Below are 19,272 nucleotides of genomic sequence, written 5' to 3'. Positions count from 1 at the left end.
AACACTTTTTCGTAGTATAATCGCTGGCTTACGAATTTACCCGTGCCGCTACTATGCTTTGTAGCCGGCACTTCCACCCCGCGGACGCGTAGCAGCGGTATCCGGCAACATCATGCAAACACCCGGCAAACACCGGGCAGACTGCCTGGCGATGATGCCGATACCGCGACGGAAAGGGGCGGCGGGCACAAGCACTCGGGCCGGTCTCGCAGCAGCTGCGGTTTCTGCTGTTTCCAAAGGCCCGACATCCTTGAAATACGGGATGGCCGGCAACCCTGCACAGGCAACACAAAGGGGTCCGGCGGCTAAGCTCCCGTCTCCAGCCATACGCGGCAAGCATTGAATTTATTGAGGTGCATTTATGGCACGCGTATGCCAAGTGACGGGCAAGCGCCCGATGGTGGGCAACAACGTTTCCCACGCCAACAACAAGACCAAGCGCCGCTTCCTGCCCAATCTGCAGTCGCGCCGTTTCTTCGTCGAAAGCGAAAACCGCTGGATCACGCTGCGCGTCAGCACCAAGGCGCTGCGCACGATCGATAAGAAGGGCATCGACGCCGTTCTGGCCGAACTGCGCGCCCGCGGCGAATCGATCTAAGCCATCCCCGCCCCCAGACTACCCAGGAGTACGACATGGCAGCCAAAGGCACCCGCGAAAAGATCAAGCTCGAGTCGACCGCCGGCACGGGACATTTCTACACCACCACCAAGAACAAGCGCACGACGCCGGAAAAGATGCTGATCAAGAAATTTGATCCGGTCGCGCGCAAGCACGTGGACTACAAGGAAACCAAGCTCAAGTAATCGAGCCGCCGGACGCTCGCGCCCACCGCCCCGCCGCTCTCGCGACGATCAGCGCACATGCGAGCGACACCGGGTTTCCACGCAAAGAAGCCGACAGCGATGTCGGCTTTTTTTCGTTGGTCCGACGTGTGGGCGATCCTGTGCCGGCTGTGGCTGGAATACGCGGTAGCGGTCGCGGTGGCGATGGCGATCGCGGCACAGCCCGCCGCTGCCGCCCCTTCCGCCAAGCCGGCGCGCCCCACCCCGCCGCCGCCGGCCCTGCGCATCGGGGAAATCAACACGTACAAGGCCCTGCCCGGATTTTCGGAAGACTACCGCCGCGGCTGGACGCTCGCGCTGGAACAGGCCAATGCCGATGGCGGCGTGCTGGGACGCAAGCTGGAGGTCCGCTCGCGCGATGACCGCGGCAATCCCGATGAAGCCGTGCAGGCGGCCCAGGCGCTGGTCGACAAGGATGGCGTCGTGGCGCTGTTCGGCGGCTATTCGTCGGAAGTCGGCCTGGCGCTTTCCCGTTATGCCGATACGGCGAAGGTGCCCTACCTGGCCGTCGCCCCCTTGAGCCAGCGCCTGACCTGGCAGGACGGCAACCGCTATACCTTCCGCCTGCGGCCGGGCGCATGGATGCAGGCCGCCGCCGTCGCACCGAAAGCATTGGGCCTGCGCAAGCTGCGCTGGGCCCTGGTCTATCAGGACACCGAATCCGACCGGGCCACGGCGGACGCCTTCAAGGGCCTGATCAAGACCTTCCAGTCCAGGACCGAGTTCGTCGACGAGATCGCGGTGCCGGCGGGGAAATTCGACGCGGTGGCCGCCGCCGCGGCATTGAGCGCGGCCAGGCCGGAGGCGATCTTCAACCTGCTGACGGGCGAGCAACTCGCCGCGCTGCTGCGCGCGGGCACGGCGGCGCATCTATTCGACGGCGTGGGGGTGGTCGCGCCGTTCATGGGCGATCCCGAAAACCTGGGCCTGCTGGACGAGACGCTGGGCGCTGCCATCCCCGATGGCTGGATCACCACGGGCTATCCGCGCGACGCGATCGATACACCGGAAAACCAGGCCTTCGTGCAAGCCTATCGCGATCGTTTCGGCGAAGCGCCCGGCATGGCGGCCGTGCTGGGCTACACCGCCCTGCGCTCCATCAGCGAAGCACTGAAGCGCGCGGGATTGGCCGATCGCGAAGCCGTGGCGGCGGCCTTTCCGCGGCTGCAAGTGCCGACGCCTTTCGGCGCCATCGAATACCGCAACCTGGACCATCAGTCCACGCTGGGCATCTATCTGGGCTATACCGGACACGCCGACGGGCGCGTGACCATGGATCGCTTCGTCTACGCCACCGGCGCGCGGCTGCAGCCCCTGGACGAGCAGATCAGGCGGCTGCGGGCGCAGACGGCACGGGCGCCGGGACCTGCCGATGGGCCCGGCAATGCGGCAAGCGCGCAGGGTTCAGCCGCGCCGGGCAGTTCGGCCACGGCGGGCGCCGCCGCACAGCCCGGCAACGCGCCCGATGGGCAGAACGGCGCGCGCTCGACGGCGGCGCCGAGCAGGCCCGTCGCGCGACCCGATACCGGCCTGACCTCGCGGCTGCGTGCGGCGCGGCCAGGAACCGCGCCGCCGGCGGCCGCCGTGACGCAACCCGCCACCGGACATGCCGGCACGGACGGCCCGGTGAAGGCCGCACAGCCGGGTGTGACGACACAGGCTCCGTTGATGGGAGATTGGCCGGACCAGGTCGACCCGCGCGGCCAGGCCGCGCATTAACCGGCCATTAGCCGCGCATTCCCGGCGTACGGACCGTGACGCCAGAGGCGATTACGGCAGCAGGCGCTTGCCGTCCTCCAGACGCGGAAGGCGTTCCAGGTTTTCCGGACGCAAGGCTTCCGGCAACAGTTGCGCCGGCAGCGCCTGATAGCTGACCGGGCGCAGGAAACGCCGGATCGCCAGCGTGCCCACCGACGTAAAGCGGCTGTCCGACGTCGCCGGGAAAGGCCCGCCGTGCACCATGGCATGCGCCACTTCCACACCCGTGGGCCAGCCATTGGCCAGTATGCGGCCCGCCTTGCGCTCCAGCACCGGCACCAGGCCGCGCGCCAGCGCGTAGTCCGCTTCGTCCAGATGCAGCGTCACCGTCAACTGGCCTTCGATGTGTTCGGCGATGTCGCGCATGTCGTCCACCGACTTGCAGCGCACCACCATGCTGGACGAACCGAACACCTCCTGCTGCAACGATTCCTGTTCGAGGAAATTGCTGATGCTGGTGGAAAACAGCGCCGCACGGCCGCGATTCGGGCCTTCGCCGGCACCGCCCCGCCCGCACACCTTGACACCTTCGGCGCTTTCCAGCGCCTTCACGCCTTTCTCGTAGGCGCCGTGGATACCGGGCGTCAGCATCGCCGACGGCACATGCGCGGACAAGGCGGCGTCGGCCGCCTTCAGGAAACGATCCAGGTCCGGGCTTTCCAGCGCGACGACGATGCCGGGGTTGGTGCAGAACTGGCCGGAACCCATCGTCAGCGAGGCGACAAATGCCTTGCCCAGCTCTTCCGCGCGCGCCGCCAGGGCGGCCGGGAACAGGAACACCGGATTGATGCTGCTCATTTCGGCGAAGACCGGAATCGGCTCGCGGCGCTTGGACGCCGCGTCTACCAGCGCCAGGCCGCCGGCGCGCGAGCCCGTGAAGCCCACCGCCTTGATGCGCTCGTCGCGCACCAGCGCCGCGCCCGTCTCGATGCCGCCCAGCAGCAGCGAAAAAACGCCTTCCGGCATGCCGCATTCGCGCGCGGCTGCCTGGATGGCGCGGCCCACCAGTTCGCCCGTGCCGGGATGCGCGGGATGCCCCTTCACCACCACCGGGCAGCCCGCCGCCAGCGCGGCCGCGGTATCGCCGCCCGCCACGGAAAATGCCAGGGGGAAATTGCTGGCGCCGAACACGGCGACCGGCCCCAGCGCGATATTGCGCAGGCGCAGATCCGGACGCGGCAGCGGCTGGCGATCCGGCATGGCGGGATCCACCCGCACGTCCAGGAATTCGCCCGCCCGGACGACCTGCGCGAACAGGCGCAACTGCCCCACCGTGCGTGCGCGCTCGCCCTCGATGCGGGCCGCCGGCAGCGCGGTTTCAGCGACCGCGCGATCGACCAGCGGCTGGCCCAACTGCATGATCTGCTCGCCGATGGCTTCCAGGAAGCGGGCACGGTCGTCCAGCGAGGTTTCGCGATAGGCGTCGAAGGCTTCCCAGGCCAGGGCGCAGGCCTCGTCGACCTCGGCAGCTCCCGCCATCGCGAAACTGGGCGCCAGGGTCTCGCCGGTCGCGGGGTTCACCGCATTCAGCGTGCGCTGGCCATTGTCGACGGCGCGCTGGCCGATCAGGATCTCGCCGGTAATGGCGGTGGTAGGGCTGCTCACGATCTCTCTCCTATGATTATCCGGGCCGTCATGGCGCGATCCCCTCCCTGTGGGCGGGCCGGCGCAGATGCGCGCCAGCCAGGCCAGCGCCAACCGGAAATGATACCGCTAACGTTTTTCTCCACGCCGGATGCCCGGGTGGTAGGCGGGGTCGGGAGCGGCGCACGCCGAAAGCGCCGCGGCACCGCGCGGCACCACAGCACTCTGTTTGTTCTACATATTTATGTATGCAAAAATATATAAAAACCAGACCGCGTATGAACGCCGGCGTGGCGGCGCCCGCCGCCTCCGCTAGTCCGACCAAAGATTTCACCCTTTGACGGCCGCATGCGGCCACTGCAGGAGACACTCGATGAAGCCATTCCACTCCGCCAGGCGCCGCCTGTTGGCCGCCACCGTTTGCGCCGCCGCGGCCTTCGGGCTGCTTGCGGGCGCTCAGGCCGCCTATCCGGACAAGACCGTACGCATCATCGTGCCGTACGCCCCCGGCGGCTCGGGCGACGTGTTCGCCCGCCTGATCGCGGAAAAATTGACCACCCGCCTGGGCCAGACCTTCATCGTGGAAAACCGCCCGGGCGCCAGCGGCGCGATCGGCGCGCGCTACGTGTCGGACGCGCCGGCCGACGGCAGTGTCCTGCTGCTGGGGCAGACCGGCGAGATCATCGTCACGCCGCTGCTGTCGACGACGCTGAACTACAAACCGGAAAACCTGCTGCCCGTGGTGCTGGTCGGCGACTCTCCCCTGGTGTTGTCGGCGCATCCGTCGGCGCCCTTCAACACGGTCCAGGAAATGGTCGCCCAGAGCAAGCAGCGCGCGCAAGGCTACAACTACGCGTCCTCGGGCACCGGCACGCCGGGCCACCTGGCGGCCGCGGCGCTGGCCTCCAAGACCGGCGCCAAGCTGACCCACGTGCCCTACAAAGGCGGCGGCGCGGCGCTGAGCGACCTGCTCGGAAACCACGTCGACATGTTCTTTTCGGGCGCGCCGGGCGTGCTGCCGCACTTCAAGAGCGGCACGCTGAAGCCTATCGCCGTCTCCACGCTGGAACGCTCGCCGGCGCTGCCCAAGGTGCCCACGGTGGCGGAGTCGGGGCTGCCGGGCTTTTCGTTCAGCCTGTGGGGCGGCCTGTTCGCGCCCAAGGGCACGCCGGTGGACGTGATCCAGAAGCTGAATACCGAGGTCAACGCCATCATCATGGACCCGCAGACCAAGGAACGGCTGGAGGCCGAAGGCGCGGTGGTCAAGCAGAACAGCGTCGAGCAGTTCACCCAGTTCCTCGCGGCCGAACGCGGACGCTATCAGGAAATCATCAAGGAAACCGGGGTGCGCCTGGACTGACGCCGGCCGGTTGCCGGGGCCCGATGGTCTTATGACGGTTCATCGGGTCCTCCATCGACACTACCTTCCATCATCGCCGCACGGAGCCTAGCCGCATGTCTCCCGCCACCCTGCCCGCCTGGGATTGCCACACCCATGTCTTCGACGACGCGACGCGTCGCCCTTTGATGCCCGGGTCGCACTACACGCCGCCCGTGCGGACCTGGCGGGACATGTCCGCCGTCGGCGCGCCGCACGGCATCGAACGCTTCGTCCTGATCCAGCCCAGCGTGTACGGGATGGACAACAGCCTGCTGCTGGATACGCTGGACGAATCCCAGGGCCGCGCACGCGGCGTACTCGTGGTGCCGGACGAAACGACCGAAGCCGAACTGCTGGCGCTGCGGGAACGTGGCGCGCGCGGCGTACGCTTCAATGCCGTTTCCGGCAGCGGCAACGGCTTCACCGGCTATGCGCGGCTCGCGCCGCGCCTGCGCGCCGCCGGGTGGCATGCGCAATTCTTCGTCGCGCCGGAAAGCCTGGCGGCCGTGTACGAAGCGATCCGCCAGGAGGGTGGCCCGGACGTGGTCGTGGACCACCTGGGCGGCGCGGCGAGCGGCCCGGAATACGCGGCGATACGCGAAGCCGTCTTCCGGCTGCTGGATACGGGCCGCGTGTGGCTGAAAGCGTCGGGCTTCTACCGCTACGGCTATCCCGTGGCGACGTGGGCCGAGCATTTCGGCGAGCTGTTGCGCGAGCTGGCGCGCCGGTATCCGGAGCGGATCGTCTGGGCATCGGACTGGCCGCACACCTGGTTCTTCGATCCGGCGCACGGCGAGCCCATGCCTTACGGCGATCTGCTGGGCTTGCTGCAGGATTCGGTCAGCGACGCGGATTTACAGCGCATCCTGCGGGAAAATCCGCCAGCGCTGTACGCCTGACCCGGCCAGGCGCGGCCGGCCAGGCGCGGCCGGCGAGGCGCGGCCGGCGAGGCGCGGCCGGCCAGGCGCTCAGTCGCCTGGCGCCTGTTTCGCCCGCAATATTTTCAGCCGCTCCAGCAAGGCGTTGCGGATATGTTCGCGCGCGGCCTGTTCGGCGCGCGCCGGATCGCCGTCGCGGATGGCTTCGTAGATGGCGCGATGCTCGCCATGCGCGACTTCGGGACGTCCCGCCATTTCGAGCGTGCTGCGCCCCAGCAGATAGGTGGAATCGGTCAGCGACCGCAATGCGCGGATCAGGAACTTGTTGTGCGCGGCGCCGTAGATGGATTGATGGAAGGCCAGGTTCGCCTCCACCGGGTCGCCGCCCTGCCGCCCTTCTTCCAGGATGTGCGCCATATTGTCGATTTCCGCTTCGCTCGCGTGCTTGGCCGCGAAGCGGGCGGCGCCGCCTTCCAGCAGTTCGCGCATGGCATAGAGCTCGGTGACCGATTGCTGGTCCAGCGACGTCACCACCAATCCGCGGCGCGGCTCGTGGGTCAGCAGGCCTTCGTCTTCCAGGCGCTTGAGCGCTTCGCGCACGGGCGTGCGGCCCATGTTCAACAGCTCGGCCACCTCGATTTCACGCAGGCGGTCGCTGGCGCCGAAAAATCCCATCAAAATGCGCTTTTTCAGCTCCTGATAGGCCAGGTTGGCCTGGGTATTCTGCTTGGCTATGGGCATGTGGCTTCCTGCAGTGCCGCGCGCAGGGTATCCAGCCGCTTGATCATCGCGCCGGCCTCGGCCGCGCTGCAACGCGCCGCGCCCGCCACGCCGGGAGGCACGGCACGGGCCTTCGCCTTCAATTGCCGTCCCTGCTCGGTCAGCGACACGATGACCTGGCGTTCGTCGCGCTCGGCGCGGACACGTTGGACCAGGCCGGCGGCTTCCAGCCGTTTCAGCAAGGGGGTCAGCGTCGCGCTGTCCAGGAACAGCCTTTCGCCGATCGCCGAAACCGTCAGTCCATCCTGCTCCCACAGCACCAGCATCACCAGATACTGGGGATAGGTCAGGTCCAGCTGGGCCAGCAGTTTGCGGTAAACCTTGCTCATGGCCAGGCTGGTGGAGTACAGCGCGAAGCAAAGCTGGTTTTCCAGCAGCAAGGCGGCATCGCCCCGCGTAGACGCAGAATGTGACATGGCGGACATATTAAATCGTGCGCGATCCACAGGCCAGTCCGGCCGCCCCGCGGGGCGGCCGGCACGGCCGGGACGCTTAAACGATGGTCAGGGTCACGTCGATGTTGCCGCGCGTCGCGTTCGAGTACGGGCAAACGATGTGGGCCTTGTCGACCAGTTGGCGGGCCTGGGCGGGATCCAGCCCCGGGATGGAGATCTTCAATTCCACTTCGATACCGAAGCCGGTGGGGATGGCGCCGATACCGACGGAGCCCGTGATGCTGGTTTCAGCCGGCAGCGTCACTTTTTCCTTGCCCGCCACGAACTTCAGCGCGCCCAGGAAGCAGGCCGAATAGCCGGCGGCGAACAGCTGTTCGGGATTGGTGCCGGGGCCGCCGGCGCCGCCCAGTTCGCGCGGGGTGCTGAGCTGGATGTCGAGCACGCCGTCGGACGAACGGGCGCGGCCGTCGCGGCCTCCGTTGGCGGTGGCTTGGGCACGGTACAGGACTTTTTCGATGGACATGGCGAACTCCTTACGGGTGGTCGGCCGAGCCGGAAGACGGCGGGCCGTGGGGTTTGGGGTATTCCTCGGGTCTTGCCCTGGGGTCTTGATCTGAGGTCTTGCGCTTGCATCATCGGCGCATCAGCGCCTGGAAAGAATATTAAATCGTGCACTATTTAATTGCAAGCGATTTATTTTCAAAAGCCCGGACCGATGTGGTTGCAGCCAACCGCGTCCGCGCCAGGGCCCAGTGCATTCCCGCGGGAGCCCCGCAGCGTCGGCGGGTACGCCGATTGCCGTCCCCGCTGCATTGCCCGCCTGTCGGGCGTCCTGCATGGATACGGCCATGGAAAAATGGAACACCCGCGCAATCACCTTCATTTCCCGCGCCAACCCGGGCCAGCCGGAATGTCACGCCGACGTGCCTTGCGTTTCCGTATCGTGGCAGGCGCCCAGCGACATCCCGCCGTCGCGCGACGACGGGACCGCGCCGGGTTACCTGCTGGTCAGCGGCGCGGACGTCGCCGCGCTGGCGGATTTCTCCTGGGTGCCCACGCACGTGCGCTTTCATGCGGACGGCTTCATGGAAGCACGGGAATTCGCCATCACCGGCTTCGAAGCCGATCCCGACACACAGGTCCTGAAGTTGCCCATTCCTTGAACCGCGAGCGCCCTCGGGCGTCTGCCTCGCTCGGGAAACCGGCTTTAATACGGTCCGGGCCGCCTAGCCCGGAGGGCCGGCGTTCGGCGCCCCGGGCCTCGCGGCCCGCGGCGGACAGGATCTTCAACGATCCTTGGGTTGTTCAGCCGTCGCGGGAGACGACTCCGGTGACGCCGCCGGCTGCGATCGCCGCGCGGCGTGCCGTTTGGTGGCGGCGGCCCGCGCTTCCTGCGACGTGAAGCGATGGGCCTTGCCCAGGCGGTGCGCCGCGCGGCCGCCCTGCGCCGCGATCTCGCGTTGGAATTCAGGCCCCATCGCGGCGAAACCGCGTGGCTTGCGTGGGGGTTTCTGGTCTTGGCTGTCGGTCATATCGAACCTCTTGTCGGTGGTAGTGGTTCACGAGCCCCACGGGCTGCAATACGCATGCCCGCTGGGACGAACGAGACGACATCCGCCGCGATGGCCCCTCCAAGGCCGCCGCGCCGTCAATGCCAGGCGCTTTACCAGCAACTATTACGCCCGCCGGCCCCCGGACGGCGTATTTCCGCGGCCGCCAGCCCTGGGCCCGGGTGCCAGAACCTATAATCAAGGGTTTTGACCGTCCCCAGCCGCCGGGGGGCCGGCCCTTTATTCGTCACCGATCCACCAGATCCCACCGAGCCCATGCAGGAACGCTACAACCCCAATGCCGTCGAAGCCGCCGCCCAGGACGTCTGGCGCAGCCAAGACGTCTATCGCGTCAGCGAGCACGCCCGCAATGCCAGCGGCGCCGAAAAGCCGAAGTTCTACGCGTGTTCCATGCTGCCCTACCCCAGCGGTAAATTGCACATGGGCCATGTCCGCAACTACACCATCAACGACATGATGGCGCGGCAACTGCGCATGCGCGGCTACAACGTGCTGATGCCCATGGGCTGGGATGCCTTCGGCATGCCCGCGGAAAACGCCGCCATCAAGTCCAAGGTTCCGCCCGCCAAGTGGACCTACGACAACATTGCCTACATGAAGAAGCAAATGCAGGCGATGGGTCTGGCGATCGACTGGTCGCGCGAAATGAGCGCCTGCGACCCCGCGTACTACAAGTGGAACCAGTGGCTGTTCCTGAAGATGCTGGAAAAAGGGATCGCCTACCGCAAAACCCAGGTGGTCAATTGGGATCCGGTGGACCAGACCGTGCTGGCGAACGAACAGGTCATCGACGGCCGCGGCTGGCGCTCCGGCGCCCTGGTGGAAAAGCGCGAGATCCCGGGCTACTACCTGCGCATCACCGATTACGCCGAAGAACTGCTCGACCGGGTCAAGACCGGCCTGCCGGGCTGGCCGGAGCGCGTGCGCCTGATGCAGGAAAACTGGATAGGCAAGAGCGAAGGCGTGCGCTTCGCCTTCACGCACGACATCCGCGACGAATCCGGCCAGCTGGTGCAGGACGGCAAGCTTTACGTGTTCACCACCCGCGCCGACACCATCATGGGGGTGACGTTCTGCGCGGTGGCGCCGGAACACCCGCTGGCCACGCTGGCGGCGCGCGACAACGCGGAATTGGCCGACTTCATCGAACGCTGCAAGCTGGGCGGCACGACCGAGGCCGAACTGGCGACCCGCGAAAAGGAAGGCCTGCCCACGGGGCTGTCGGTCACGCATCCCTTGACCGGCCAGCCCGTCGACGTGTGGGTCGGCAACTACGTGCTGATGAGCTACGGCGACGGCGCCGTCATGGGCGTGCCGGCGCACGACGAACGCGACTTCGCCTTCGCGCGCAAATACGGCCTGGAAATCCGCCAGGTCGTGGACGTGCCCGGCAAGACCTATTCCACCGACGCCTGGCAGGAGTGGTACGCCGACAAGCAAAGCGGCCGGCTCGTCCATTCGGGCAAGTATGACGGCCTGGCTTTCAAGCAGGCGGTGGACGCCATCGCCGCCGACCTGGCGTCGCGGGGCCTCGGCGAAAAGCAGACCACCTGGCGCCTGCGCGACTGGGGCATTTCGCGCCAGCGCTATTGGGGCACGCCCATCCCCATCATCCATTGCGCCGACTGCGGCCCGGTGCCGGTCCCGGAAAAGGACCTGCCCGTGGTGCTGCCTGAAGACCTGATCCCCGACGGCACCGGCAATCCCCTGGCGAAGAACGAAGCCTTCCTGTCCTGCGCCTGCCCCACGTGCGGCAAGCCGGCCCGCCGCGAGACGGACACCATGGATACCTTCGTCGATTCGTCGTGGTATTTCATGCGCTATACCTCGCCCGGCAACGATGGCGCGATGGTCGACGGCCGCAACGATTACTGGATGCCGATGGACCAGTACATCGGCGGCATCGAACACGCGGTGCTGCACCTGCTGTACGCGCGGTTCTGGACCAAGGTGATGCGCGACCTGGGCCTGTTGAAATTCGATGAACCGTTCACGCGCCTGCTCTGCCAGGGCATGGTGCTGAACCATATCTATTCGCGCAAGACCGAACACGGCGGCATCGAGTATTTCTGGCCGGAGGAAGTCGAAAACGTCTACGACGCCAAGGGCGCCATCGTCGGCGCGCGCCGCAAATCGGACGGCAGCGACGTCGTCTACGGCGGCGTGGGGACCATGTCCAAGTCCAAGAACAATGGCGTGGATCCGCAGTCGCTGATCGACACCCTGGGCGCGGACACCGCGCGCCTGTTCGTCATGTTCGCCAGCCCGCCGGAGCAGACGCTGGAGTGGTCCGATTCCGGCGTGGAAGGCGCCAACCGCTTCCTGCGCCGCCTGTGGTCGCATGGCTGGTCGCAGCGCGACGCCGTGGCGGCCGGCCTGGCGGCCCGCGACGTCGACTGGCGCGGCGCGCCCGACGCGGCCAAGGATCTGCGCCGTGAAATCCACACGCTGCTCAAGCAGGCCGACTACGACTACGAGCGCATCCAGTACAACACCGTGGTGTCGGCCTGCATGAAGATGCTGAACGCCATCGAAAACGCCGACCTGCCGGCCGGCGCGGCATCCGACGCCGCCCGCGCCGAATGCCTGGGTATCCTGCTGCGCGTGCTCTATCCGGTGGTGCCGCACATCACCTGGCAGCTGTGGCAGGAACTCGGCTATGCCGGCCTGTACGGCGACCTGCTGGACGCCCCCTGGCCGCAGGTCGACGACGCCGCGCTGGTAGCGGACGAGCTCGAACTGATGCTGCAGGTCAACGGCAAGCTGCGCGGCGCGCTGCGCGTGCCGGCGCAGGCCGCGCGCGAGCAGATCGAGGCCCAGGCCGCGGCACATGAGGCAGTGGCCCGCTTTCTCGAGGGCCGGCCGCCCAAACGGGTTATCGTGGTGCCCGGCAAACTGGTCAACGTCGTAGGTTAATGAGGTACCGCATGAATTTCGCCAGGCACAACCAAGGCTCGACGGGCGCGCGGCGCGGCGGTCCACGCTGGGCGCTGCGCGTCGCCAGCCTGGCCCTGCTCGCGCTGCTGTCCGCATGCGGTTTCCAGATGCGGGGCGTCACCCCCCTGCCCTTCGACTCGCTGTATATCGGCATCGCGCCGAATTCGCGCTTCGGCGCGGAGGTGCGCAGGGCCATCGCGGCGGCATCGCCCGAAACCAAGCTGGTGGAAACGCCCAAGGAAGCCCAAGCCGTACTGCAGCAGGTCCGCAATGCGCGCTCCATGCGCGAGGTATCGCTGAACGCGCAGGGCAAGGTGGAAGAGTACGAACTGGGGTTGGTGTTCACCTTCCGCGTCGTCGACGCCAAGGGCCGCGCCCTGCTGCCGGACACCACGCTGGAAGCCTACCGGGAAATGCAATACAACGACCAGGTCGTGCAGGCCAAGGAAGGCCAGGCGGAAAGCCTGTACCGGAACATGGAGCAGAGCCTGGTCAGCCGCATCGTGCGGCGCCTCACGGCGCCCGACGTGCGGCTCGCCGCGCAGAAGCTGGAGAACACCAAGCCCGGCGACGAGCAGGGCCCGGTCTACAACATCACGCAACCGACGCCGCAGCAGAACGACCGGCTGCCGTGGAACCGCCCGAGCATCACCAACGGCCCGGCCAGCCCCGACGACGACGGCACGTACTAGCAGGCATGGCGCAAACCCTGGACGCCGACCGCTTCGCCGACCATCTGCGGCGCGCGGGCACGCGGCTGGCGCCGCTGTATACGGTCAGCGGCGACGAGCCGCTGCTCGTCACCGAAGCCATGGACGCCCTGCGCGCGGCGGCGCGGGCGGCCGGCTACACCGAGCGCACGTCGCTGGTGATGGACGCGCGCAGCGACTGGAGCGCCGTCGTCGCCGCCACCCAGACCGTCTCGCTGTTCGGCGACCGGCGCCTGCTGGAGCTGAAGATCCCCACCGGCAAGCCCGGCAAGGCCGGCGGCGACATGCTGGCGCGCCTGGCCGAACAGGCGGAAACCAGCGGCAGCGATCCCGATACGGTCATCGCCATCGGCCTGCCGCGGCTGGACAAGGCCACGCGCGAAAGCCGCTGGATGTCGGCGCTGTCGCGCGGCGTGCTCGTCGACATCCCCAATATCGAACGCGCGCGGCTGCCCGCCTGGATAGGCGAACGGCTGGCGCGCCAGAACCAGCGCGCCGACGCCGCCACCTTGCAATGGATGGCGGACAAGGTCGAAGGCAACCTGCTGGCGGCGCACCAGGAAATCCAGAAACTGGCCCTGCTGTACCCGGAAGGCATGCTGGAAGCCGAAGCCGTGGAGCGCGCGGTGCTGAACGTCGCGCGCTATGACGTCTTCGGCCTGCGCGACGCCATGCTGGCCGGCGACGTCGGCCGCACCGTGCGCATGCTGGACGGCCTGCGCGCCGAAGGCGAAGCGCTGCCGCTGGTGCTTTGGGCGGTCGGAGAGGAAATCCGCGTCCTGGCCCGCGTGGCGCAGGCCCGGGCCAGCGGCCAGGACAGCGGCGCCGTCATGCGCAAGCTGCGCATCTTCGGCGCCCATGAACGGCTGGCGATGCAGGCGCTGTCGCGCGTGCCGGCGCGCGCCTGGCCGGCCGCCGTCCAGCATGCGCACGAGGTCGACCGCATCATCAAGGGGCTGTCCGTGCCGGGCCGCCTGTCCGACCCGTGGGAAGAGATGACCCGCCTGGCGCTGCGGGTGGCCGCCGCCGGCCGCAGGGACGCCTGAGCGCGTCTCTACGGATACACTACGAGCTTCACCGCCAGCCGCCCGGCGCATGCCGTTTCCATCGATAGCCATGTCCAGCCAGACCGTAGAACAAGCCATGCTCGCCCTGGGCGAGAACGCCCGCCGCGCCGCGCGCCAGATGATGTCCGCCAGCGGCGCCGCCAAGGTGCGCGCCCTGACCGCCATGGCCGACGCCATCGCCGACAGCCGCGACGCGCTGAAAGCCGCCAACCGCCAGGATATGGACGCGGCGCGCGAAACCGGCCTCACGCCGGCATTGCTGGACCGGTTGACGCTGTCCGATCGGACGCTCGACCTGATGGCGGAAGGCCTGCGCCAGGTCGCCGCGCTGCCCGATCCGGTGGGCAGCATAGGCCCCACCACGATCCGGCCGAACGGCATGCGCGTGGCGCAGATGCGCGTGCCGCTGGGCGTGATCGGCATCATTTACGAATCGCGGCCCAACGTCACGATAGACGCGGCCGCCCTGTGCCTGAAATCCGGCAACGCCGCCATTTTGCGCGGCGGCAGCGAAGCCCTGCGCTCGAACCTGGCGCTGGCGGCCATCGTGCGCCAGGGCCTGGATGCCGCCGGCCTGCCCGCCCACGCGGTGCAGGTGGTCGATACGCCGGACCGCGCGGCCGTGGGCACGCTGATCACCATGACCGAGCATGTCGACGTCATCGTGCCGCGCGGCGGCAAGAGCCTGATCCAGCGCATCAGCGCCGAAGCGCGCGTGCCCGTCATCAAGCACCTGGACGGCAATTGCCACGTCTACATCGACGCCGACGCCGACCTGGAAAAGGCCCATGCCATCGCCTTCAACGCCAAGACGTATCGCTACGGCGTCTGCGGATCGATGGAAACCCTGCTGGTGCACGCGGCCGTGGCCGATACCGTCCTGCCGCGGCTGGCCGACGCTCTGGTCCGCCACGGCGTGGAGCTGCGCGGCTGCCCGCGCACGCGCGAGCTGGTGCCGGCCGCCAGGCCCGCGGGCGATACCGACTGGGCCGAGGAATACCTGGGCCCCATCCTGGCGATCCGCGTTGTCGATACGCTGGACGACGCCATGGATCACATCGGCCGCTGGGGTTCCGGCCACACCGATGCCATCGTCACCGAGAACCTGAGCGCGGCGCGGCGTTTCCAGCGTGAAGTCGATTCCAGTTCGGTTTACGTCAACCTGCCGACCGTGTTCGCCGACGGCTATGAGTATGGCCTGGGCTCCGAGATCGGCATTTCCACCAATCGCCTGCATGCGCGCGGGCCCGTGGGCCTGGAAGGCCTGACCACGTACAAGTGGGTGCTGTCCGGCGAAGGCCAGTTGCGCGGCTGAACCCCGGCCGCGCAACTGAAGGGCGTGATGCCCGCGCATCTGCGATATCCCGCGGCGCCTTCCCGGCGCCGCCCCCCTACAATGCCCGTTTCATTCAAAGGTAGAGGCCCATGCTCTGGATCAAGACCCTGCACATCGTCTTCATCGCCGCCTGGTTCGCCGGGCTGTTCTACCTGCCGCGCATCTACGTGAACCTGGCGCAGCAGCATGAGCCGGCGGTGCGCGCGGTGCTGCTGGGCATGGCGCGGCGCCTGTTCCGCTTCACCACCGTGCTGGCCGTGATCGCCATCGTCTTCGGCCTGTGGCTCTACGTCGGCTATGGCATCGGCATGGGGCCGGGCAACGGCTGGATGCACGCCAAGCTGTTCTTCGTGCTGTTGATCATCGGCTACCATCACGCCTGTGGCGTCATGCTGCGCAAACTCGAACAGGGCGGCAAGACGCGCAGCCACACCTTCTACCGATGGTTCAACGAGATCTCGGTACTGTTGCTGTTCATCGTGGTGGCGCTGGTCGTCGTCAAGCCGTTCTGACCTTCAGCATCTCCAGATCATCCATTCCATGTCCGTCGACGATTCCGAACGCCCGCGCAAGACGCTGACCCTGACCAAGCGGGCCGGCACCGCCGCGCCTGCCGCGGACGCCAAGCGCACGCGCAGCGGGGCGCGCGCCAAGCTGGTGGCCCTGCAGGAAAAACAGCGCGGGAAGACCAAGCCGGCTGAACCGCCGCCCGACAGGGCGCGCGGACGGAGCCAGGCGGGCGCCGAACGCGGCGAACGCGGCGAGCGTAGCGAACGCCGCGAATACGACAAACACGACGGCTACGACGAACGCGACGATGGCGGCGACGCGCGCGACCAGCGTGGCCGGCGTTACGAACGCGATCGCGTCGCGCCCCGCGCGCGCGCCGAGCAGCCGCGCCAGCGCCAAGCCGCGGGCCAGCGTCCCGACGAAAAATTCCAGGTCTTCGCGCCCTGCCCCCAGGGGCTGGAAGAAGTCCTGGCCATCGAACTGCGCGCGCTGGGCTTCGACGACGCCCGCACCGGCCGGGCCGGCGCGCATTTCAGCGCGGACTGGATCGGCGTGCAGCAGGCCAACCTGTATTCGCGCCTGGCCACACGCATCCTGGTGCGGGTGGCGCAGGCGCCCGTGCAGGACGAAAACGATCTGCTGGACCTGGCCTATGCCACACCCTGGGAGCGCTGGTTCGGCGCCGAGCAGACCTTGCGGGTGGATACGTCGGCCATCAAAAGCCCGATGCGCAGCCTGCAATACTGCAATCTGCGGGTGAAGGACGGCATCTGCGACCGGCTGCTGGACCGCGAAGGCGCGCGTCCGGATATCGACACCGTCCGGCCCGACGCGCGCGTCCACGCCTTCCTGACCGCCGACACGGCGACGCTGTACCTGGATACCAGCGGCGAATCCCTGTTCAAGCGCGGATGGCGGCTGGACAAGGGTGAAGCCCCGCTGCGCGAGAACCTGGCGGCCGGCATGCTGGCGCTGGCGGGCTGGGATCCGGCCGCGCCGCTGCTCGACCCGTTCTGCGGCAGCGGAACCATCCTGATCGAGGCCGCGTGGATCGCCCTGGGCGTGCCGCCGGGCATCGCGCGGCCGTTCTCCTTCGAGCGCCTGCGCGACCACGACGCCCGCCGCTGGAGCGACCTGAAGGAAGACGCGCGGGCGCGCATCCAGCCCACGCTGGAAACGCCCTTGTTCGGCTACGACGTCGATCCCCAGGCCATCGAGTACGCCCGGCGGAACGCCGAGCGCGCCTGGCTGACCGAAGACAGCATCCGCTTCGAGATCGGCGACGCCCGCACGCTGCAGGCGCCGGCCGAACATGGCTGGATCGTCACCAATCCGCCCTATGGCGAGCGGCTGCAGCCAGGCCACGACGAAGACCTGTGGAGCGAGTGGGCCGCCTGCCTGAAGCGCCAGTTCGCCGGATGGCAGGTGGACGCCATTTCCAGCGACATGGCCTTGCCGCAGAAGATGCGCCTGAAGCCGCGGCGGCGCATTCCGCTGCACAACGGCGCGCTGGATTGCCGCCTGTTCAGCTTCGAACTGGTCAGCGCCAGCTACCGGGACAAGCGCCTGGACAAAAGCGCGGGCACGGCCGACGTCGATGACGACGACGGCGACGACGGCGACCATGGCGACATCGGCGACGCCCACGACGGCCGCGACCGCTGAAAAGCTCAGGCCGGCATCACGCCGGCAGTCCCCATGGGACTTCCCATGGCACTCCCCATGGCACTCCCCATCGCGCTGGCGACACGCGCGCGGAGCGCCGCCAGCGACGCCTCGCGCTCCAGGTACAAGGCCTGCGCCTCGTCCAGCGTGACCATGGCGAACCGCACGGTGTCGCCGGGCATGGCCTGTGCCAGCAACGGCAGGTCCACGCTGGCGACGTAGGCGATCTTGGGATAGCCGCCGGCGCTCTGGCGGTCCGCCATCAGCACGATGGGATTGCCATCCGGCGGCACCTGCACGGTGCCGAAGGCCACCGCCTCGGAAATCATCTCCAGGGGCTGGGACAGCGCCAGGCGCGGCCCTTCCAGACGGTAGCCCATGCGATCGGAGCGGCTGTCGATCCGGAACGGCTGTCCGCGGAAAGCCGCCCGGGCCGCTTCGGTGTAGGCGTGCCATTGCGGCCCCCGGATGGCGCGCAGGCCATCGGGATGCCCCGCCAGCGCCGGCGGATCGAACAGGGCCGCGCTGACGAAAGGCAGGCCGCATTGCACCCGCAGGCGCGTCGCCCCGGGATACCCGGCGTCCGCCGCGCACAGGGGCAATCGGTCATCGCGCGCGAGCGCCCGGCCCTCGAAGCCGCCATAGCCGCCGCGCGCGAACGTGCTGCGGCTGCCCATCACCGCGGGAACGTCGAAACCGCCGCGTACCGCCAGGTACACACGGGCGCCGCGCCGGCGCTCGCCGAAGGCCAGCGTGGCGCCCGCCCGCACCAGCAGCGGCTGGTTCAGGGGCGCCGGCATGCCGTCGATAGTCGCCTGCATATCGGCGCCGCACAGCGCGATCAGGCGCTCGCCGCGCCCGCCGGGCATGAACCGCAGCGTGGGACCGGTGAGCGTGCATTCCAGCGTGGCGGCGTCATCGGGGTTGCCGACCAGGATATTGGCCACGCGGTGCGACCATTCGTCCATCACGCCGTTCACCGGCACGCCATAGCGCTGGTGGCCGTAGCGGCCCAGGTCCTGCAACTGCGTCAGCGCGCCGGGCTTCAATACGCGTATCACGGCCGCGCCTCGTAGAGACGGTCGAACTCGGCCGGCGAAATCGGCACGAAGCGCAGGCGATCGCCCAGGCGCAGCCGGGCGGGAGGCTCGCGCCGCAGGTCGAACAGGTTCCAGGGCGTGCGTCCGATCAGGTTCCAGCCGCCAGGCATGGCCAGTTGGTAGATCATCGACAGGCCGTTGGCGATGGCGACCGAACCCGCCGGGACTTCCGTGCGCGGCGTGGCCCGCCGGGGCACCGCCAGCCGCGCGTCCAGGCCGCCGGCGAATGGCGTGCCGGGGGAGAAAAAGAAGGTGTAGATCGTCAGGGGCGAGCCGCAGTGCAGCGCGATCACCTCGCTGGTGGACAGGCCGCAGCGCCCCGCTACCTCGTCCAGGTCCGGCCCGTACGCGCCGCCATAGCAGGCGGGAACCTCCACCAGCCGCGATTCGGCGTCGATATCGGGCACGCCGCGCCGCAGGCGCTCCGCCACGATGGCCGCCAGGCAGGCGTACGGCGTGCCGGGCTCTCCCGCGTAAGCCTGCGGCAGATAATGCAAGGCCACGGTGGTGAAAGCCGGCACCACATCGATCACGCCCGGCGGCGGGTCCGCCAGCAGATGCGCCGCCAGCGCCAGCACCGAGCGATTGACTGCGGCGTCCACCTGGTCTCCCAGGGTGACCAGCAGGCAACGATCGCCGACGGGATCGATGCGCCAAGGGAAGGGGGAATCCAGGGGCTGACTGTCCATGCGGGTGTTGAAGTTGTTGCTTTTTCACGACTTGCACGCTCTAGGGTTAACCCCTATAATTCGGGTTA

19 protein-coding genes are annotated in these 19,272 nt (G+C 68.1%); 12 read left to right on the top strand and 7 right to left on the bottom strand.

The window, feature by feature from the left end; all coding sequences use genetic code 11:
- Positions 1–361 precede the first annotated feature (361 nt).
- The 3 genes from rpmB (at position 362) to CAL26_RS08310 (ending at position 2,562) form a co-directional block, all read left to right on the top strand.
- Positions 362–598, top strand: coding sequence for a 50S ribosomal protein L28 (rpmB, locus tag CAL26_RS08320; RefSeq protein WP_086064140.1), 237 nt, complete (start codon positions 362–364; stop codon positions 596–598).
- Positions 599–633: 35 nt separating this feature from the next.
- Positions 634–804, top strand: a complete 171-nt coding sequence (rpmG, locus tag CAL26_RS08315; RefSeq protein WP_066634348.1) for a 50S ribosomal protein L33 — start codon at positions 634–636, stop codon at positions 802–804.
- 99 nt (positions 805–903) lie between these two features.
- A complete protein-coding gene (locus tag CAL26_RS08310) occupies positions 904–2,562 on the top strand; it encodes an ABC transporter substrate-binding protein (RefSeq protein WP_094846436.1) in 1,659 nt (552 codons plus the stop codon).
- 51 nt (positions 2,563–2,613) lie between these two features.
- Here the strand turns inward: CAL26_RS08310 and CAL26_RS08305 are convergent, their stop codons facing one another.
- Positions 2,614–4,206, bottom strand: a complete 1,593-nt coding sequence (locus CAL26_RS08305; protein WP_256988204.1) for an aldehyde dehydrogenase (NADP(+)) — start codon at positions 4,204–4,206, stop codon at positions 2,614–2,616.
- 352 nt (positions 4,207–4,558) lie between these two features.
- On the opposite strand from CAL26_RS08305, the gene CAL26_RS08300 reads away from it, so the two are divergent.
- Positions 4,559–5,545, top strand: coding sequence for a Bug family tripartite tricarboxylate transporter substrate binding protein (locus CAL26_RS08300; protein WP_094846435.1), 987 nt, complete (start codon positions 4,559–4,561; stop codon positions 5,543–5,545).
- A gap of 95 nt (positions 5,546–5,640) precedes the next feature.
- Complete coding sequence (locus CAL26_RS08295) at positions 5,641–6,465, top strand: amidohydrolase family protein (protein WP_094846434.1); 825 nt, start codon at positions 5,641–5,643, stop codon at positions 6,463–6,465.
- Between the two features lie 69 nt (positions 6,466–6,534).
- Here the strand turns inward: CAL26_RS08295 and CAL26_RS08290 are convergent, their stop codons facing one another.
- From CAL26_RS08290 to CAL26_RS08280, 3 genes are all read right to left on the bottom strand, one after another.
- Positions 6,535–7,185 carry a GntR family transcriptional regulator gene (locus CAL26_RS08290; protein ID WP_094846433.1) on the bottom strand — a complete coding sequence of 217 codons (651 nt, stop codon included), beginning with the start codon at positions 7,183–7,185 and terminating at the stop codon, positions 6,535–6,537.
- A complete protein-coding gene (locus tag CAL26_RS08285; protein ID WP_094846990.1) occupies positions 7,176–7,640 on the bottom strand; it encodes a MarR family winged helix-turn-helix transcriptional regulator in 465 nt (154 codons plus the stop codon). Before CAL26_RS08285 ends, CAL26_RS08290 begins: the two co-directional genes overlap by 10 nt.
- A gap of 76 nt (positions 7,641–7,716) precedes the next feature.
- Positions 7,717–8,142 carry an organic hydroperoxide resistance protein gene (locus CAL26_RS08280; RefSeq protein ID WP_086064135.1) on the bottom strand — a complete coding sequence of 142 codons (426 nt, stop codon included), beginning with the start codon at positions 8,140–8,142 and terminating at the stop codon, positions 7,717–7,719.
- Positions 8,143–8,467: 325 nt separating this feature from the next.
- Here CAL26_RS08280 and CAL26_RS08275 point away from each other — a divergent pair, with 325 nt between their 5' ends.
- Positions 8,468–8,782, top strand: a complete 315-nt coding sequence (locus CAL26_RS08275; RefSeq protein ID WP_094846432.1) for a hypothetical protein — start codon at positions 8,468–8,470, stop codon at positions 8,780–8,782.
- Positions 8,783–8,905: 123 nt separating this feature from the next.
- Here CAL26_RS08275 and CAL26_RS08270 read toward each other — a convergent pair whose 3' ends face one another.
- Positions 8,906–9,151, bottom strand: a complete 246-nt coding sequence (locus CAL26_RS08270; protein WP_094846431.1) for a KGG domain-containing protein — start codon at positions 9,149–9,151, stop codon at positions 8,906–8,908.
- Between the two features lie 294 nt (positions 9,152–9,445).
- Here CAL26_RS08270 and leuS point away from each other — a divergent pair, with 294 nt between their 5' ends.
- From leuS to CAL26_RS08240, 6 genes are all read left to right on the top strand, one after another.
- Positions 9,446–12,106, top strand: coding sequence for a leucine--tRNA ligase (gene leuS, locus CAL26_RS08265; protein ID WP_094846430.1), 2,661 nt, complete (start codon positions 9,446–9,448; stop codon positions 12,104–12,106).
- Positions 12,107–12,117: 11 nt separating this feature from the next.
- Complete coding sequence (locus CAL26_RS08260; protein ID WP_094846989.1) at positions 12,118–12,819, top strand: LPS-assembly lipoprotein LptE; 702 nt, start codon at positions 12,118–12,120, stop codon at positions 12,817–12,819.
- 5 nt (positions 12,820–12,824) lie between these two features.
- Complete coding sequence (gene holA, locus CAL26_RS08255) at positions 12,825–13,883, top strand: DNA polymerase III subunit delta (RefSeq protein WP_094846429.1); 1,059 nt, start codon at positions 12,825–12,827, stop codon at positions 13,881–13,883.
- 70 nt (positions 13,884–13,953) lie between these two features.
- Positions 13,954–15,219 carry a glutamate-5-semialdehyde dehydrogenase gene (locus CAL26_RS08250; RefSeq protein WP_094846428.1) on the top strand — a complete coding sequence of 422 codons (1,266 nt, stop codon included), beginning with the start codon at positions 13,954–13,956 and terminating at the stop codon, positions 15,217–15,219.
- Between the two features lie 110 nt (positions 15,220–15,329).
- The gene (locus CAL26_RS08245) at positions 15,330–15,752 is read left to right on the top strand and encodes a CopD family protein (protein ID WP_094846427.1); all 423 of its coding nucleotides are present in this window, start codon (positions 15,330–15,332) and stop codon (positions 15,750–15,752) included.
- Between the two features lie 28 nt (positions 15,753–15,780).
- Positions 15,781–17,415, top strand: a complete 1,635-nt coding sequence (locus tag CAL26_RS08240; protein ID WP_094846426.1) for a THUMP domain-containing class I SAM-dependent RNA methyltransferase — start codon at positions 15,781–15,783, stop codon at positions 17,413–17,415.
- 5 nt (positions 17,416–17,420) lie between these two features.
- Here CAL26_RS08240 and CAL26_RS08235 read toward each other — a convergent pair whose 3' ends face one another.
- Positions 17,421–18,476: a 5-oxoprolinase subunit C family protein gene (locus CAL26_RS08235; protein WP_094846425.1), complete on the bottom strand. Its 1,056-nt coding sequence runs from the start codon at positions 18,474–18,476 to the stop codon at positions 17,421–17,423.
- On the bottom strand, positions 18,473–19,204 hold the full coding sequence (gene pxpB, locus CAL26_RS08230) for a 5-oxoprolinase subunit PxpB (RefSeq protein WP_094846424.1): 732 nt from the start codon (positions 19,202–19,204) through the stop codon (positions 18,473–18,475). Before pxpB ends, CAL26_RS08235 begins: the two co-directional genes overlap by 4 nt.
- Positions 19,205–19,272 lie beyond the last annotated feature (68 nt).

The organism is Bordetella genomosp. 9, from assembly GCF_002261425.1.
GTDB lineage: Bacteria > Pseudomonadota > Gammaproteobacteria > Burkholderiales > Burkholderiaceae_B > Bordetella_C.
This window is presented reverse-complemented; position numbering and strand designations above follow the sequence as displayed.